Origin of the sequence: Aliarcobacter faecis (assembly GCF_013201705.1) — a bacterium.
GTDB lineage: Bacteria > Campylobacterota > Campylobacteria > Campylobacterales > Arcobacteraceae > Aliarcobacter > Aliarcobacter faecis.
Map to the genome: position 1 here is coordinate 1,308,031 of NZ_CP053837.1, position 18,068 is coordinate 1,326,098.

The window sequence follows — 18,068 nt, forward strand, 5'->3', positions numbered from 1 at the left end:
ATGTTAATATCAGGGAGTGCAGCTTTAAATATTTTATTAGCAAACAATAATAAAGTTTTAAATGATGTACTAAAAGAGGCTGATTCAAAAGTTCTTGAAAATATTATAAAAGAAGATCCAAAAGCACAAACAACTGCTAGTAAAGTTATAAAAGAGCTATTTGAAAATATAAAAGATGGTTCAAAATCTTCAACTTCAATAGAGAATATTTTAAAAAACTCAACAATTTTTAAAGAGTTAGGAAATGTATCTACAAATCTTGCAACTTTATCAAATCTTTTAGAAGATGTAGAAAGTAGCGATAGTTTGGCAAAATTCAAACCATTAATCGAGAATTTATCAAAAAATATAAAAGATTTAGATGCTACAACTTTAAAAGAACAGATAAAAAATTCTGGAGTTTTTCTTGAAAACAAACTTGCAAATACTCAAAATACAAAAATAGAAAATATTTTAAAAGATATTCAAAGCCTAATAAAAACTATTGAAACTCCTGTTTCAAAGCAAATAAATGAACAAATAACAAAAATTTTACAAGATATTTCCAATCCAAAAACTTCTACTACAAATCAAAATGCTACAATACAAAATACTCAAAATCAAACTCAGACACAAGTTCAAGTATCTACACAAACAAATACACCAACAGCTACACAAAATTTGCTTCAAACACAAACAACACAAAATACTCAAGTACAAGTTTCAACTCAAACTCAACAAACTCAAAATATTGTAAATACAGCAAATCAAAATATTAATACAAACATTGTACAAGCAAACCAAAATTTAACTCAAAATCAAGTAACTCAAAACTTTACAACACCAACTAATAATCAAATACAAATAACTCAAAATGCTCAAGTACAAGTTTCACAAACCCAAGTTTCAACTCAAACTCAACAAATACAAAATATTGTAAATACAGTAAATCAAAATACTAATACAAATATTGTACAAGCAAACCAAAATTTAGCTCAAAATCAAGCAACTCAAAACTTTACAAGCCCAAATAGTACTCCTTTACAAATTACAGTAAAAGAGCCTATTTTAAATAACCCTTTGTCAAATAGTTTAAAAACTCTAACTCAAAATCTTCAAACTTTAAGTACAAATTTAAATCCAAAAGAGTTAGAAAATCTTACAAATCTTACAAATCTTACAAAAGAGCTAAAAACAGCTACAAATCAAGCTTCTTTAGTCGAATCAAAATTTGAAAATAGTTCAATCATACAAACAAAACAACCTATATTAAATCAACAAAATATAATACAAAATTTAGAAAAGAATATAAATCAAAACATTAATCAAACTATACAAACACCTCAAAATCAAAGCCAAGTACAAATTCAGAATTTACAACAAAATATTTTTAATGCACAAAACCAACAAATAAATATAAATCAAAATTTAACTCAAGTAAATATTCCTATTTCACAAAATCAAGTACAAAGCACTCAAGCATTTTTAAATCAAATACAAAATCAAATAAAACAAAGTATGGATACTCCTCAAATAACTACACAAAATTCATTAAATATAGAAACACAATCAAATAGAGTAAATCCAAATATAAACCAAACACCAGAAGAGATAGCTGTAAAAGAGCAAATTACAAAAGAGACAAAAGAGCTTTTAGTTCAAATAAGAGATGAAATAGCAAAAAATCCAACTATCTCTCAAAATAAAAATATTCTACCAGTTATTGATAATCTACTAAAAATGCAAAATCTTTTTATAAAAAATGAGAATATACAAAATATGTTAGAAAATAAACAACTAACTCAAAGCCTAAATCAAAATAATTTAAGCACATTTTCAAATAATTTTGCTTCAAATTTATCTCCATTATTAAATAGTTTAAAAGAGAGTTTAAATAGTTTATCAAATCCAAATATCTTAAATATTCAAAATCATCTATCAAAAACTATAAATAAAGTCGAACATATAATTTCAAATTTAGAGAGTGAAAATGAGATAAAAACAACATCAAAAGATGATATGAAAACAGTTTTATTACAATTAAAAGAGGAGTTAGCAACAAAAACTGATATAAAATCACAAGATATTTTAAAACAAGTAGATAAGATTTTAACTCAAATAGATTTTTATCAATTAAACTCTTTAGTTTCAAATTCAAACTTTGTTTATGTTCCATTTTTTTGGGAAATGCTTGAAGATGGTTCTATAAATATAAAAAAAGCAGAAGAAGATAAGTTCTATTGCCAAATCAATCTTACTTTAAAAGATTTTGGTAAAGTTGATTTATTGCTAGGTTTATATGACAAAAATAAAATGGATTTAACAATATATGCACAAAGAGACCACTTTAAAGTAGCAATTAGAGATAACATTCAAGATTTAAAAATTGCTTTAAATAGTGTTAATATAATCCCTGTAAATATAAAACTTCTTGATATGAAAGAGAATCTTGAAGATAATCCAACAAGTAACTATATAAGTAATACTTTTAATCAAAATATCACTTCAGGAATAGATATAAAGGCTTAAAATGGATAAAAAAATAGATGAAAACTTTATGCAAAAAGCAGTAGCCCTACAATACGATATAGAAAAAGACAATGCTCCAATGATTACAGCCAAAGGAGTAGGAGCAACGGCTACAAATATAATAAAAATAGCAAAAGATAACAATATTCCAATTCAAAAAGATGAAGATTTAGTAGAGCTTTTATCAAAAATAGATATTGATAAAGAGATTCCATCTTCTATGTACAAAGCTGTTGCAGAAATTTTCTCTTTTATTTATGATCTTTCAAAAAAAAGATAAATTTGATACTTTTAAGAGATTATATATTATAATCTTTGACTTCAATTTATAAAGATTTTTTAAAATATGATTAGAAACAAACTTGAAAATCCAATTATTCTTTTTTTTATTCTACTTCTTATAATTTCTATAAACATTATTGCATCAATTAATTTTTTATTGATTATGTTTGCTGGTGTTTTATTTACAGCATTTTATATTTGCCTTAAAAATAGATATCTCTACTCTTTAACTTTTGTTGTTATAGCTTTTTTATTTATAGAGATAAATTCTGGAATAAAACCGTTTTCATTGACTTTATTGTCACTATTTATATATATATTTATTATTCCCAAAGCTGATTCAAGTAGCTCTTATGATTTAGCAAATAGTTATGTTTATATGCTATTCTTCTATATTGCACTTTTTATTATGTGGTTTTTATTTTATGGTATTGACCAAAAAATATTTATAGCTTTATTATTAAATATAATCTTTGATTTTATATTTTTTGGAGTATTTCTTTGAATTTAAGACTAAATTTAATCTATATTTTTATCGTAATAATTCTTATAACTTTACTTTCAAGAGTATATTTTTTATCTGTTAAGTCAAATACATATTATGAAGAGTTATCAAAAAACAACTATATCAATAGAATTAATAAAACTCCAATTCGAGGAATTATTGAAGATAGAAATGGAGAAAAAATAGCTATAAATGAGATGGGATTCTCTATTTCAATAAAACCCCATTTAAGAGGAGAAAAGAAAAAAGAGGAGCTGGAAAAGATAATTGATTTAATTACAAAACATCTTCCAAACTTAGAAAAAGAAAAACTTATTAAAACTTACCTAAAAGAAGATTCAGCATATAATCATAACTTTATAACTATTGTAGATTATATTCCTTATGATGAATTTTTCACAAAATATACGATTTTAGCATCTCATGAAGATATAAAAATAGACTCTTCAACAAAAAGATTTTACCCTTTTAAAGAGGCGGCTTCACATATTATTGGTTATACAGGGAGAGCCTCTAAAAATGATATTTTGAATAATGATATTGCAAAATATACAGGAATTGTTGGAAAGAATGGAATAGAAAAATATTACAATAAAAAGCTTCAAGGAGAGCTAGGATATAAAGATGTAAAAGTAAATGCTTACAATAAAGAGATTGAAACATTAGAAGAGAAAGAAGCATCTATAAACAATAATATAAAAATTTCTATTGATATAAAACTACAACAATATCTACAAGAGATTTTTATAGGTAAAAGTGGTTCTATTATAATTATGGATGCTACAAATGGAGAAATTTTAGCAGCTGCTTCTTTTCCAGAGTATGACAGCAATATCTTTGCTAGGGGAATTTCTCAAGAGGAGTGGGATAAGATGAAAAATGACTTTAACCACCCATTTACAAATAAGATTACAAATGGTCTTTATCCTCCAGGATCTGTTATAAAAATGGGAGTTGCTTTAGCATTTTTAGAAAATGGTATAAGTGAGAATTTCTCTGTAAACTGTACTGGTTCATTACCAATAGGAAATAGAAATTTTAGATGCTGGAAAACAACAGGACATGGACATATAGGTTTTAGAAGCTCTTTGGAACAAAGTTGTGATGATTTTTACTATAAAGGAAGTCTAAGACTAGGAATAAATAAGATTTCCCAAACTTTAGATAAATTAGGAATTGGAAAAGCAACAGGAGTTGATTTAAACAATGAATTCTCTGGAATAAATCCAAATAAAGAGTGGGAAGAGAATAGATTAAAACAACCTTGGTATGTCGGAGAGACTGTAATTACCTCTATTGGTCAAGGAAATATGCTTACAACTCCTCTTCAAATAGCAAGATATACTAGCTATATTGCAACAGGAAAGCTTCCAAAACCTCACTTCAATAAAGCTCATTTTGAAGAACCAAAAGAGCTTGATATTCCTTCAAAATATCTAGATACTATGAGAAAAGGGATGTATGATGTATCTTATGGAGAAAGAGGAACAGCTAGAAAATATCTAACTTCAAAAGTCCCAATAGCTACGAAAACAGGAACAGCACAAGTTGTAAGTATTCCACAATCTGAAAAAGTTAGAATGAAAGAGAGTGAAATGGAATATTATCAAAGATCTCACGCTTGGATTACAAGTTATGGTCCATATAAAAATCCTAAATATGTAGTAACAATTCTACAAGAACATGGTGGTGGTGGGGGAAGTGCCACAGGGGAAGTTCTAAGTAAAATATATAATAAACTCTTAGACTTAGGATATATCACTTTGGATAATTAATTAGATTTTAGATAAAATCGAACACTTTTTATTTTAGGATTTTTTTTGAAAATATTTTTAGTTTTATTAGCTCTATTTAGTTTTGGTTTAGCAGAAACTGCTCCTATGGTAAATTTATCAGTTGCAGCAATTGAAGAACCAGCACAGTTTGTAAAAACTATTAATATTGCGATATTCTTAGCCCTTTTAGTGTTAGCTCCAACTTTACTTTTAATGGTTACATCTTTTACAAGATTTATTATAGTTTTTTCACTTTTAAGACAAGCTATGGGGCTTCAACAAACTCCACCAACACAAATAATTATCTCTTTAGCACTTATAATGACAATTTTTATTATGGAACCTTATGCTAAAAAATCTTGGGAAACTGCTATTTCTCCATATATGGAAGAAAAAATAGGATACGATGTAGCAATAGAAAAAGGGATACAACCTTTTAAAGAGTTTATGATAAAAAATACAAGAGAATCTGATTTAGCTCTATTTTATAGAATAAAAAAAGAGGAAAACCCAAAAAATATAGAAGATGTTTCAATCACACTTTTAATGCCTGCCTTTATTGTTTCAGAACTTAGAACTGCTTTTGAAATAGGATTTTTAATATTCTTACCATTTTTAGTTATTGATATTATTGTTGCTTCTATTTTAATGAGTTTAGGTATGATGATGTTACCACCAGTTATGATTTCACTACCTATAAAGATTATTTTCTTTATTACTATTGATGGTTGGCAATTAATAATAGGGAATTTAGCACAATCCTTTAAGTAGATAAGTAGATGAAAAGAATTTTCTATATATCTTTCATTTTTATAATTTTACTACTTATCTCATACTATTTATATTTTCTCCCAACAATTAAAAATATTTCAAATAAGGTTTACTTAGAAAAAAGTGAACAGATGAAAGAGTTATTCCGTGAAGAAGTTAAGAAAAAATATGGAAGAACTGATGTCCTTACTTATATACTAAGTGAAGATAAAAAAATAATTGAAGCTCTCATAAAAAAAGATAGAACTCTATTAAATTATGAAAATACTTTAAAACAGATAGAAAATCTAGCAGATTATAAAAATCTTTGGATACAAATTATAGATAAAAATGGCTACAGTTTTTACAGAAGTTGGACTGAAGATGTAGGAGATCATGCTGCTTCTGCTAGATTAGATATTGTTGAGATGATGAAAAATCCAAGACCAATAAAAGGTATTAGTGTAGGAAGATTTGATTTAACTTTTAAAACTATGTTTCCCCTTTATAATAATGGTGAATACATAGGTCTAATAGAGTTGGTTTCTAAATTTAACTCTATTGATAAAACTTTAAAAGAGCAAAAAATAGAACCTTTAATGGTTGTAGATGAAGATTATACCCCTAGATTTATAAAGCCATTTACAAATCTATTTATAGGGAATAACTATGTTGCAAATATTAATGCTTCTGCTGATTTAATAAAAAGAGTTGAAAAAAATGGACTTAAGAAATTTTTATATATAAAGAATTATATTTTATTTGATAATTATTTAGTTACAACTGATGAGATAAAAGATATTCATGGTGGAGAAATGGGATTTTTTATCCTATTTTTTGATGAAAAATATTTAGATAAATCAGCGATTACAGAGTTTGAAAAACATTATTTAGTACAAATTGCAATATTTTCAATTATATATCTTTTAGCCATTTTATATCTTTTAAATAGAAACTATACAAAAAAATTAAATTTAGAAGTTTTAAGAAAAACAGCTTTAATAAATGAACAAAAATTGGAACTTGAATCACTATTAGAAATATATGATAAAAATGTAATTTTTTCTAAAACTGATTTAAAAGGAGTTATTACTCATGCTAGTGAAGCTTTTTGCAAAATTAGTGGTTACTCAAAAAAGGAACTAATAGGGAAACCCCATAATATTGTAAGACATCCTGATATGGCAAAAGATATATTCAAAAAAATGTGGAATGAACTTTCAAAAAAAGAAAAAACAACTTATGAAATTAAAAATTTAAGAAAAGATGAAACTTCTTATTGGGTTCTTGCTGATATTGGACCTGAATATGATAAAAATGGAAAACACATAGGCTATTTTGCGATAAGAGAAGATATATCTGCAAATAAAGAGCTAGAAGAGGTTCAAAAAGATATCATTTTTACAATGGGTTCTATTGCTGAATTTAGATCAAAAGAGACTGGTGAACATATAAAAAGAGTAGCAAAATACTCAAAAGTTTTAGCTCTTGCTTATGGTTTAGATGAAACAGAAGCATCAATGATTGAACTTGCAAGCCCAATGCACGATATTGGGAAAATTGCTATTCCTGATAATATTTTAAATAAATCAACAAAATTAACAGTCGAAGAGTTTGAAATTATAAAAACTCATACTACAAGAGGATATAAAATTTTAAAAGTTTCATCAAGACCTCTTTTAAAAATGGCTTCAATAATTGCATATTCTCACCATGAGAAATATGATGGAACAGGCTATCCACAAGGATTAAAAGGTGAAGACATTCCATTATATGGAAGAATTACTGCAATTGCTGATGTTTTTGATGCCTTATCACAAGATAGATGCTATAAAAAAGCTTGGCATATTGATGATATTTTAGAGTATATTATTAAAGAAAAAGGAACTTATTTCGATCCAATTTTAGTTAATCTATTTTTTAAAAATATTGATAAAATTTTAGAAATCAAAGAACAGTATAAAGATAAAATTTAGATAAACAATTCTTATATTAAAAAAAACTATATCTTATATTATAATTTTTATTTATAATTCTAAGCTTCAAAAGCTCTTTTTTTAGTTATAATCTCGGAATTTTAATTTATAGGAAATTATATGAAGAAAATTTATCTTAGCTTATTAATTTCTAATCTCTGTTTTTCTCAAACTATAAATTTTCCTGATACTCTAAAACAATCATTAGAAAATAGTAAAGATTTAAAAAAACAAGAGATAAATATACAAATAGCAAAAGAGGATAGTAAAAATATAGATTTTATGAACTATGGAAAACTATCATTAAACTCAAATATTAGTCGAACAAATCATGCTGGATATGTTTTTATGGGAAAATTATCAAGTAGAGAAGCAACATTTAGAGATTTTGGAGCAGGAGAGTTTAATCCTACAAATCCTAATGTATTAAATGTAGAGCCAAAAGATTTAAACTATCCAGATGATATAACATCAATAAACAGTTTTGTAAGCTATGATTTACCACTTTTTACTGGTTTTAAACTAGAAAACTATAAAGATATTTCAAAACTCCAAGAAAAAGCAAATGAACTTTTATATAATCTTGATAAAAAAAATCTGGAGTTTGAAGTATTAAAAGCTTATAACGGTGCAGTTTTAGCAAAAGATTTTATAAAAACTATGCAAAGTGCAAAAAAAAGTATAGATTTTATTTACAATGGAGCAATGGAGTTTCATAAAAATGGTCTTGTTACAAAAATTGATGTAAATGAAGCAAAAGTTTATATGTTAAATGTAAACTCAAAATTAATCCAAGCTCAAAATAATTTTGATTTAGCAATAGCATACCTAAAGTTTTTAACTTCAAATGATAATATAAGTGATGTAGAAGAGATTGAAAATCTATATTTTAATTTAGAAAATCAAGATGAATTGTACAAAAAAGCCTTAGAAAAAAGAGATGAAGTATCTTTACAAAATATCTCTATAAAAGCAAATGAAAAAAATATAAATGCACAAAAAAGTACCTACTATCCACAAGTTTTTACTCATTTAGAGTATGGAGTAAATGATGATAGATTTACAACTTCTAAAGATAAAGATTACTATATGGCACTTTTAGGAGTTAGTTTAACAATTTTTGATGGAACAAGAAGTGCTTTAGTTGAGAAAGCAAGACTTGAAGCTTTAAAAGCAAAACTTGATTTTGAAAAGCTAAAAGATGGAATAAAACTAGAACTTGAAAAAGCAATTTTAGATTACAAAACTAAACAAGCCGTTTTAAAAGAGAAAATAGAGGCAAAAGAACTAGCAAATGAGGTCTTAACTCAAGCAAAACTTCAATATAAAAATAGATTAATCTCTATGACAACTCTACTTAATCAAGAAACAAACTTTGAACAGAGTCAAACTATGCTTTTAGAAGCAATTTATGAAAACTCTCTAGCTTTAGCCAAACTAAACTTAGTTTTAGGAGATAATTTGAAAAAGGATTTTGAAAAATGAAAAAACTACTATTTTTAGCAATATTTACACTAAATATCTTTGCAAATACTTTACAACTTGATGGAATAGTTGAATCACAAAATGAGAAAGTTATCTCAAGTAAAATGATGGGATATATTACAAAAATCTATGTAAATGAAGGTGATAGTGTAAAAAAAGGGCAACTATTATATGAAATAGACCCAACAGATATTATTCACAATAGTGATATTTTAAAAAGCCAAATAAAAAATCTTGAATTAAATCTAAAAAGATACAAAGATTTATTAAATCAAGATTTAGTTTCAAAATTTGAATATGAGCAGTTAGAATTAAATTTAATAACTGCAAAAGCAAAATTAAGTGAATTAAATGCAAACTTTAATTACTTAAAAGTAAAAGCCTCAAACAATGCTTTGGTTATTAAAAAATCAATTAAAGAGGGAGAGATGGCAATGCCAGCAATGCCTCACTTAATCTTAACAGATTTAGATGATTTGATAATCAAATCAAATATTGCCGAATCAAACCTAAAGAATATAAAATTAAATCAAGAAGTAGATATAGAAATCCCTTCTCAAGAGTTTAAAACAAAAGGAAAAATAGTTGCAATTTATCCAAATATTGTCTCAAATGCACACTCATTTTCCATAAAAATCTCTTTTGATAAAAAAGATTTCCAAATTTATCCAAATATGTATGCAAAAATATCTATAAATTTGGACAAAAAAGATGAATAAAGATTTAAATATTGCAGGGAAATTTGGAAAAGCCTTTATTGAACACCCTTTAACTCTTATTTTGGGAATTTTTATTCTAATCTTAGGAGTTTTATCTCTTTTAATTATGCCAAAAGAGGAAAATCCGCAAATAAAAGTTAGTGGTGGAGTTGTAATAGTTGCACTTCCAGATGCAAAAGCTAGTGAAATTCAAAAAGTAATCATTGACCCACTTGAAAAGAAAATAAGAGAGATAAAAGGGGTTGAACATATCTACTCTTTTGCAAAAGATAGCGTAGGAATTGTACAAGTTCAGTTTTATATTGGAGAAGATAAAGAACAATCAAATCTAAAACTTTATGACCAAGTTATGAGAAATATGGAATTAATGCCCAAAAAAGCTATGCAACCAATAATAAAAACTATGGATATAGATACAGCAATTCCTATCTCTTCAATTGCCTTTTACAGTGCAAAAAAAGATGGTATTGATATTTTAAGTCAAACAGAACTTTTTAATATAGTAAATCCTTTAACAAAAGATATAAATAAAATAAAAAATGTAGCCTTAGTTGAGCTAAAAGGAGAAAAAAAAGAGCAATTTAATGTACTTGTAGATATAAACAAACTTAGCTCTTATAATCTCTCTTTAGCCTTTGTAGCAAAGCAAATAGAAGCACTTAATTTTAATACTCCAAATATAGGAAACTATACAAAAAATGGAGAATTTACCCTATTCTCAATAGAAAAAGGAGTTGAAAATATAAAAGATTTAGAAAATCTAATCATCTCTTACAACTTTCAAACTCCAATATATCTAAAAGATATTGCAAAAATTGAGAAATCATATGATATTCAAAACAAAAAAGAGGCTTATATCTATACAAAAAATGAGTCTGGAGTTTTTGAAGAGAGTAGTCAAATTACTCTAATGGCTTCAAAATTAAAAGGTGCAAACTCTGTAACTATAAATGAAGAGATTTTTGAGTTTTTATCTAGTAAAAAAGATGAATTATTAGAGAAAAATGTAAGATTTACAATCACAAGAGATGATGGCTATACAGCAAATAATGCTGTAAATGCACTTGTAAAAGACCTACTTACTTCAATAGTTATAATCTGTATTTTGCTTATTTTTACTCTTGGATTTAAAGAAGCTATGATAGCAACTTTAACTGTTCCTATGATTTTATCTTTAACACTATTTATTGGTTTTCTAATGGGTGAAACAGTAAATCGTATCACTCTTTTTGCACTTATTGTATCTCTTGGAATGCTAGTTGATGCAGCCATTATTGTAATAGAAAATATACATAGACACAAAAAACAAAATCCAAATTTGGATATAAAAATATTAAGTATAAATGCTACAAATGAGATAGGAAATCCTACAAACATAGCAACAATTGCAATAATTATGGTATTTATTCCTATGTTTTTTGTTGGTGGAATGATGGGAGAGTTTATGCACCCTCTTCCTGTTTTTGTACCTATTTCTTTAGCCGTTTCACTATTTGTTGCTTATGCTTTCACTCCATATTTTGTAAATAAGTTTTTAGGTGGTAAAAAATGAGACTAGAAAATATAGTTTTAAGCATTTTAAATGATAAAAAGAAGATATTTTTAGTATATTTCATCACTTTAATTCTATTTATTTTATCTATTTTAACTTTTCCAACAAATATTTTAAAAGCAAAAATGCTTCCAGATAAAGATTCAGATAGTTTCTCTATTTATATAGATTTAAAAGATGGCTCTAGTAAATTTGAGACTAAAGAAGTTGTAAATTGTGTAGTAAAAAAGCTTGAAGAAGATGAAAATATTACAAATATTTCAGCATTTATAGGAACTGGACAACCTATTGATTTTGCAGGAATGGTAAAACAAAGCTCTCTAAAAACTAAAGAGAGCCAAGCTGAACTTATGGTAAATATAAAAAGATTTAAAAATAGAGAGATTACAAGCTACAATTTAGTAAATAGTTTAAGAGCAAAAGTTCAAGAAAAATGCCAAAAAGATGAGACAATCATCAAATTTATCCAACTTCCAGCTGGTCCTCCTGTACTTGCTTCTTTAGTAGCTGAAATTTATGGTGGAAATAACTTTCAAAATAGAAGAGATTTTGCAGTAGAAGTAGCAAAAGTTTTCAAAAATCAAGATACTTTAGTAGATATTGATATTTTAGCAGACAAAGATTTTAAAACATTTTCACTAAATATAAATAGCAATAAAACAATTATGAGTGGAGTTGATTTAGAACATCTAAAAGCTACACTATATCTTGCTTTTGAAGGTATGGAAATAGGAGTTGTAAATGACAAAGAGGCACAAAATCAAATCCCAATTTTTTTAAGACTTGATAATAGGAAAGAGTTAGATAATAACTCAAATGTGGCATTAAATTCAAAACTAAATAGTCTAAAAATCATAAATAATATGGGACAAATGGTTAGTATATCAGAGCTTGTAACAATAAAAGAGAGTATAAAAGAGCCTACACTTACTTCAAAAAATCTAAAACCACTTATAAATGTGATATCTGAGACACAAAATGATAGCCAAATCTATCCACTTTTAAATTCAAGAGATGAACTTTTAGAAAAATTCTCAACTAAATATGAAGTAATAAAAACTAATATGCTAAATCTTGCTTTTATAGATAAAAATACAAAAGAGAGATTTGATTTAATTTTTGATGGAGAGTTACAAGTAACTATTGATACTTTCATAGATTTGGGAACAGCATTTATCATAGCTTTGATTTTAATATTTCTATTAATGGTAATGTATTATAAAAACTTTGCTATTAGTGGTGCAATTGTTCTTTCTAGCTTTATCTCTATTATTGGGGTAATTTTTGCTCATATTATTATGGATATGTTTACAAAAGATACTTTTTATCTAACTGCAACTAGCCTTATTGGATTTATCGCTTTAATTGGAATAAACTCTAGAAATTCAACTTTGATTATAGATTTTGCAAAACAGTTAGTAATTGAAGAGAAATTAGGAATAAATGAAGCTATCGCAAAAGCAGCAGCAACAAGGTCAAAACCAATTATTTTAACAGTTTTAGTTCTTGTTTTTGCAAGTAGTTTAATAGCAAATGATGCTGTATTTGGTGGACTTGGAGTGGCACTAATAGGTGGTACACTTATCTCTTATATTGTTTCTATGTTCTTTGTGCCAGTTGTAATAAGAAATAACTTAGAAAAGATTGTTTAATTTAGAAGTGGAACTTTTAGTTTCACTATCTTAACAAAAAATATTAGTTTACTTTAAAATGGTAAAATCTATAAAATTTTCTAAAGGTAAAGAATGAATGAAAAGATAAAAAAGATATTTAAAACACTAATAAAATATACAATTCTTTTTATAATAGTTTTAAATATAGTAAGCTATTTTAAAGGGCTTGATTTAAATAAAGAGAAACTGGATTTTGAAACTTTTACACTTTTAGATGGCTCAACTTATAAAGTAAAAAACGATAAACCTCTTATAGTTCACTTTTGGGCAACTTGGTGTCCTATATGTGCTTTGGAAGAGCAAAATATTCAAAGTTTATCTAAAGATTATGAAGTTATAACTATTGCTACTCAATCAGGAAGTAAAAAAGAGATAGAAGAGTATTTAGAAAAAAACAGTCTTACTTTTAAAGTTGTAAATGATGAGGATGGCAATTTATCTGATAAATTTAATATAAAAGCTTTTCCAACAACTTTTATATACGACAAAAACCAAAATCTAAAATTTAGTGAAGTTGGATACACTTCTAGTTTTGGATTGATTTTTAGGATGTGGTGGAGCAAATAAAAAAGTTAAGCCAAGATTATTTCTGCTAAAATCAAAAAATAATAATTTTTTAGGGAGAGAGATATGAAATTTAAAGTTTTTGTAGATGGACAACATGGAACAACTGGTTTAAAAATCCATGAAATGTTAGAAAATAGAGATGAAATAGAACTTTTAACAATAGATGAAAAAGATAAAAAAGATATAAATAAAAGAAAAGAGCTTTTAAATAGTGCAGATTTGGTATTTCTATGTCTTCCTGATGAAGCTTCAAGAGAGTCTGTTAGTTTAATTGAGAATGAGAATGTAAAAGTAATAGATGCAAGTACAGCTCATAGAACTAATAAAGATTGGGTTTATGGAATCCCTGAATTAACTCCTAACCAAAGAGATAAAATCAAAAATTCAAAAAGAGTTTGTGTTCCAGGATGCCATGCAAGTGGATTGATAGTTTCAATGAAACCATTAGTTAAAAATAAAATAATAAGCAAAAAACATAAGCTAATTTGCCACTCAATAACTGGTTTTAGTGGTGGTGGAAGTTCTATGATAAGTGATTATGAAAATGGAGATTTTAAAGTTATTGGAGGACAAAGACCTTATGCTTTAAGCTTAAATCATAAACATCTTCCAGAGATGAAATATGTTTTAAAATTAAAAGAAGCCCCTATTTTTACACCAAGTGTTGGTAATTTCAAACAAGGTATGCTAGTAATTTCATATTTAGTAAAAAAAGATTTAAAGAAAAATCTATCAAAAGATAAGTTATTAAAACTTTACAAAGAGTATTATAAAGATGAACTATTTATTAAAGTTATAGAAAACAATGAAGAGTATTTAGATAGTGGTTTTTTAAATCCTATGAAATGTAATAATACAAACTCTTTAGAGATTTCAATTTATGATAACAAGACAGATTTGGTAGTTATCTCAAGACTTGATAATTTAGGAAAAGGTGCTTCTGGAGCAGCTATTCAATGTATGAATATTATGCTTGGACTTGAAGAGAAAAAAGGTTTACAAATAGCAAAAAACTAAAGCAAGATTAAAAAATCTTGCTTTTCTAAATTAAGAAGCTTTTGACTCCATAAACTCTTCATAACTTCCTTTAAAGTCAATTATAGTTCCATCAAGTTGAATTTCTATTATTCTATTTGCATAAGCATCTAGTAACTCTCTATCGTGAGATACACAAATAACAGAACCTGCATATTGATGAAGCCCCTCTCCTAAAGCGATAATTGCTTCAAGGTCAAGGTGATTTGTAGGTTCATCTAAAACTAAGAAATTTCCTTGTTCTAACATAATTTTAGATAGCATCATTCGGTGTTTTTCACCCCCACTACAAGAATCTACTTTTTTCTCTTGCTCTTGACCATTAAATAGCATTCTTCCTAAACAGTTTCTAATCTCACCAATATCAGCTTCTCTATCAAATCCTCTAAGCCAATCATATAAAGTGAAATCTCCATTTATAATATCTGTTGTATTTTGCGGAAAATATGAGTTTTGAATTGTTGCACCCCAGAAAACCTCTCCACTATCAGCTTGTAAATTACCCATTAAAATCTCACAAAGTGTTGTTTTCCCAACTCCATTTGGTCCAATAAGTGCTATTTTATCACCTTTTTCAAGAGTAAATGAGATATCTTTTAAAACAACTTTATCTCCATAAGATTTTGAAAGATTTTTAACACTTAAAAGCTCTTTTCCAACCTCTCTTTTTTGTCTAAAAATAATAGATGGATCTCTTCTACTTGATACTTCGATAGCTTGAATATCTAATTTATCTAACTGTTTTTGTCTTGAAGTTGCTTGTTTTGCTTTTGAAGCATTTGCACTAAATCTTGCAATAAACTTTTCAAGCTCTTCTTTCTCTTTTTGTTTTTTGTTTATATCTGTTTGTTGTTGTTTTGCTATTAAAGTTGAAGCTATATACCAGTCATCATAAGTTCCACTAAACTCTCTTATTTTTTTGAAATCTACATCTAAAATATTTGTACAAACTGCATTTAAGAAGTGTCTATCATGTGAAATAACAACCATTGTTCCATCATGGTGTTGAAGCTGATTTTCAAGCCAACCAATAGTATCAATATCAAGGTTATTTGTAGGCTCATCTAAAAATAAAATATCTGGTTTTGGGTATAAAACTTGAGCTAAAAGAATTTTAACTTTATCTCCACCTGTTAATGTACTCATTAAATTTTGGTGAGTTGAGGCAGGAAATCCTAAATCTTCAAGTATTTTTGTAACTTTAACATCATATTCATAAGTTGGATCTTCTTCACAACAAATAATCTCTAACTCTGCAAGTCTATTATTTACCTCATCCGTAAACTCTGGACTCATATAAAGTTCTTCTTTCTCTTTTACTGCATCATATAATCTTTTATTTCCTATTAAAACTGTATCAAAGATTGTAAAATTTTCATAAGCAAATTGGTTTTGTGATAAAACCCCTACTTTTTTTCCATTTTGAATTTGTACTTCACCTTCAGTTGCCTCTTCTTGCCCTGAAAGAATTTTCAAAAATGTTGTTTTACCAGCTCCATTTGCACCGATTAAACCATATCTTTTTCCACTATCAAGTTTTAAATTTATTTCAGCAAAAAGAACTCTTGCTCCAAATGCTTTTTTTAAATTAACTGTTTGAACCATTTTATAGTAACTCCATTTTTAAATTATTTTTATTTATGATTAATTTTAGAATTTTAGGGATTATATCTAAAAAAAAGTTTTTATATCTTAAGAGTGAGATTATAGCTCTTTTTCAAAAGCCAATTTCATAATCTCATCTTCACTAACACCATCACTATTCTCTTCATTTGGTGGATTTTTAATCCATAAAACTTTTGTTTTTAGTTGGTCTAGTTGATATTTTGTAAGATTTTTAATAAGTTGATCTGTTACCATCTCTTTTGTTAAAGTGTTCGTATTTAACATTTTTTTAATAACTTTTTCTAAATTTTTCTTTGTAGCCTCAAATGCTTTTTCCTCTTCAGTTAAAGAGATATACTCTTCATCAAGATATTTCATTACTGAATCACCAGGATATTTATAAGTCGTAACACCTTTATAGTTATATTTTTGACACTTCAATCTAGCTACATAAACTCCTGTAAAAACATATCCAAAAACAGTATTTAGACCTTCAAGAGATCTTAACGGATTATGAGAACAGATATAATCACCTTTTACTGTTGTTGGAGAGTTCTGCAAAGATGTGATGTTATTATGTAATATAATAAAACTTCCTTTTACCTCTTTTGGTCCACCTCTTAAAGAGTTCAACTCATTTTTATGAGCTAAAAAACTTCCATTTACTTTTATAGGACTTCCTTCTAAAGAGACTAACTCATTTTCACTTATATCAAAATCCCCATCAATAACATTAAATTTTAAAGGCAATTTATATAAATTTGGTAATCTTCCTGAAAGTTTTACATCACCAGCAACATCAACAGAGCCATCACTCAAGATTGTATAGTTTTTAATTTCATATCTATTTAACCAAGTAATAACATCTTCATTACTTACCAAAGATACTACTGGTTTATATATATGTGCAATTACTGCACTACCTTTATATCTTAAGCTTTGGTCATCTTCATTTAGCTTTGATGGAAGATTATTTAGTTTTACATCTGTAACCAAATCTCCCATAATCTCATCTGCAATTCCTTCTAAATCGCTAAGTTTATTCCCATGACAAATATAATCACCTTTAACTGTGATTGGACCACCTGTTAATCTTTCAATAAAATTGTGAGAGCAATCAAAATCCTCATCAATGTTTTTAGGTCCACCATCTAAAGATGCTAATTTATTATCATTACATTTAAAAAATCCCTTAACAGTTCTAGGGCTTGCCTTTATAGAAGTTAATTCATTAAAAGAGCAATTATAATTACCTTTTACCTCTTTTGGTCCATAAGATAAGTTTTTTAGTAAATTATATGAACAATCAAATTCACCAACTTCAATAGGACAATCAAAAAGAGATGTTAATTTGTTTTTTGAGCAATTAAAATCTTTTACAACAACTTTTGGGCAACCAACTAAAGATGTTAAATTGTTGTTACTAATATCGAAATAACCCTCAATTCTATCAAAAGTAATAGGTAAACTTTGCCCTTTTAATTTGTCGTTTAAATTTACATTACCTTGTACTGAAACATGATAATCATCAGAAATTACATAGTTATTTATACCGTGTTCTTTTAACCAAGTTTCAATCTCTCCAAGATTTAACATCTTCTACCTTTTTATAAATTTCATGTCCTTTTATAATATC

Annotated in this window: 14 protein-coding genes; 12 read left to right on the plus strand and 2 right to left on the minus strand. The window is 26.7% G+C overall.

Going from position 1 to position 18,068, the window contains the following annotated elements:
- From AFAEC_RS06640 to argC, 12 genes are all read left to right on the plus strand, one after another.
- Positions 1 to 2,508, plus strand: a complete 2,508-nt coding sequence (locus AFAEC_RS06640) for a flagellar hook-length control protein FliK (protein ID WP_051487511.1) — start codon at positions 1 to 3, stop codon at positions 2,506 to 2,508.
- A 1-nt stretch (position 2,509) separates the two neighbouring features.
- Positions 2,510 to 2,788 carry an EscU/YscU/HrcU family type III secretion system export apparatus switch protein gene (locus tag AFAEC_RS06645; protein ID WP_034216317.1) on the plus strand — a complete coding sequence of 93 codons (279 nt, stop codon included), beginning with the start codon at positions 2,510 to 2,512 and terminating at the stop codon, positions 2,786 to 2,788.
- Between the two features lie 66 nt (positions 2,789 to 2,854).
- The gene (locus AFAEC_RS06650) at positions 2,855 to 3,295 is read left to right on the plus strand and encodes a hypothetical protein (RefSeq protein WP_026805524.1); all 441 of its coding nucleotides are present in this window, start codon (positions 2,855 to 2,857) and stop codon (positions 3,293 to 3,295) included.
- Positions 3,292 to 5,070 (plus strand): penicillin-binding protein 2, encoded by a 1,779-nt coding sequence (mrdA, locus tag AFAEC_RS06655; RefSeq protein ID WP_026805523.1) that lies wholly within the window; start codon positions 3,292 to 3,294, stop codon positions 5,068 to 5,070. The genes AFAEC_RS06650 and mrdA overlap by 4 nt, the downstream gene beginning before the upstream one ends.
- Before the next feature lie 105 nt (positions 5,071 to 5,175).
- Positions 5,176 to 5,841 carry a flagellar type III secretion system pore protein FliP gene (fliP, locus tag AFAEC_RS06660; protein WP_081754502.1) on the plus strand — a complete coding sequence of 222 codons (666 nt, stop codon included), beginning with the start codon at positions 5,176 to 5,178 and terminating at the stop codon, positions 5,839 to 5,841.
- An 8-nt stretch (positions 5,842 to 5,849) separates the two neighbouring features.
- A complete protein-coding gene (locus tag AFAEC_RS06665; protein WP_026805521.1) occupies positions 5,850 to 7,796 on the plus strand; it encodes an HD domain-containing phosphohydrolase in 1,947 nt (648 codons plus the stop codon).
- A 120-nt stretch (positions 7,797 to 7,916) separates the two neighbouring features.
- Entirely contained in the window at positions 7,917 to 9,281 is a 1,365-nt protein-coding gene (locus tag AFAEC_RS06670; protein WP_026805520.1) for a TolC family protein, read from the plus strand.
- Entirely contained in the window at positions 9,278 to 10,000 is a 723-nt protein-coding gene (locus AFAEC_RS06675; RefSeq protein WP_026805519.1) for an efflux RND transporter periplasmic adaptor subunit, read from the plus strand. Before AFAEC_RS06670 ends, AFAEC_RS06675 begins: the two co-directional genes overlap by 4 nt.
- Positions 9,993 to 11,552: an efflux RND transporter permease subunit gene (locus AFAEC_RS12300; protein WP_026805518.1), complete on the plus strand. Its 1,560-nt coding sequence runs from the start codon at positions 9,993 to 9,995 to the stop codon at positions 11,550 to 11,552. Before AFAEC_RS06675 ends, AFAEC_RS12300 begins: the two co-directional genes overlap by 8 nt.
- Positions 11,549 to 13,204 (plus strand): efflux RND transporter permease subunit, encoded by a 1,656-nt coding sequence (locus AFAEC_RS12305; RefSeq protein WP_026805517.1) that lies wholly within the window; start codon positions 11,549 to 11,551, stop codon positions 13,202 to 13,204. The genes AFAEC_RS12300 and AFAEC_RS12305 overlap by 4 nt, the downstream gene beginning before the upstream one ends.
- Before the next feature lie 93 nt (positions 13,205 to 13,297).
- Positions 13,298 to 13,792: a redoxin domain-containing protein gene (locus AFAEC_RS06690; protein WP_026805516.1), complete on the plus strand. Its 495-nt coding sequence runs from the start codon at positions 13,298 to 13,300 to the stop codon at positions 13,790 to 13,792.
- A 63-nt stretch (positions 13,793 to 13,855) separates the two neighbouring features.
- A complete protein-coding gene (argC, locus tag AFAEC_RS06695; protein WP_026805515.1) occupies positions 13,856 to 14,809 on the plus strand; it encodes an N-acetyl-gamma-glutamyl-phosphate reductase in 954 nt (317 codons plus the stop codon).
- 30 nt (positions 14,810 to 14,839) lie between these two features.
- On the opposite strand, the gene AFAEC_RS06700 is transcribed toward argC, so the two are convergent.
- Together AFAEC_RS06700 and AFAEC_RS06705 are read right to left on the minus strand one after the other, a co-directional pair.
- The gene (locus AFAEC_RS06700; protein ID WP_026805514.1) at positions 14,840 to 16,432 is read right to left on the minus strand and encodes an ABC-F family ATP-binding cassette domain-containing protein; all 1,593 of its coding nucleotides are present in this window, start codon (positions 16,430 to 16,432) and stop codon (positions 14,840 to 14,842) included.
- Positions 16,433 to 16,531: 99 nt separating this feature from the next.
- Positions 16,532 to 18,028 carry a hypothetical protein gene (locus AFAEC_RS06705; protein ID WP_026805513.1) on the minus strand — a complete coding sequence of 499 codons (1,497 nt, stop codon included), beginning with the start codon at positions 18,026 to 18,028 and terminating at the stop codon, positions 16,532 to 16,534.
- Positions 18,029 to 18,068 lie beyond the last annotated feature (40 nt).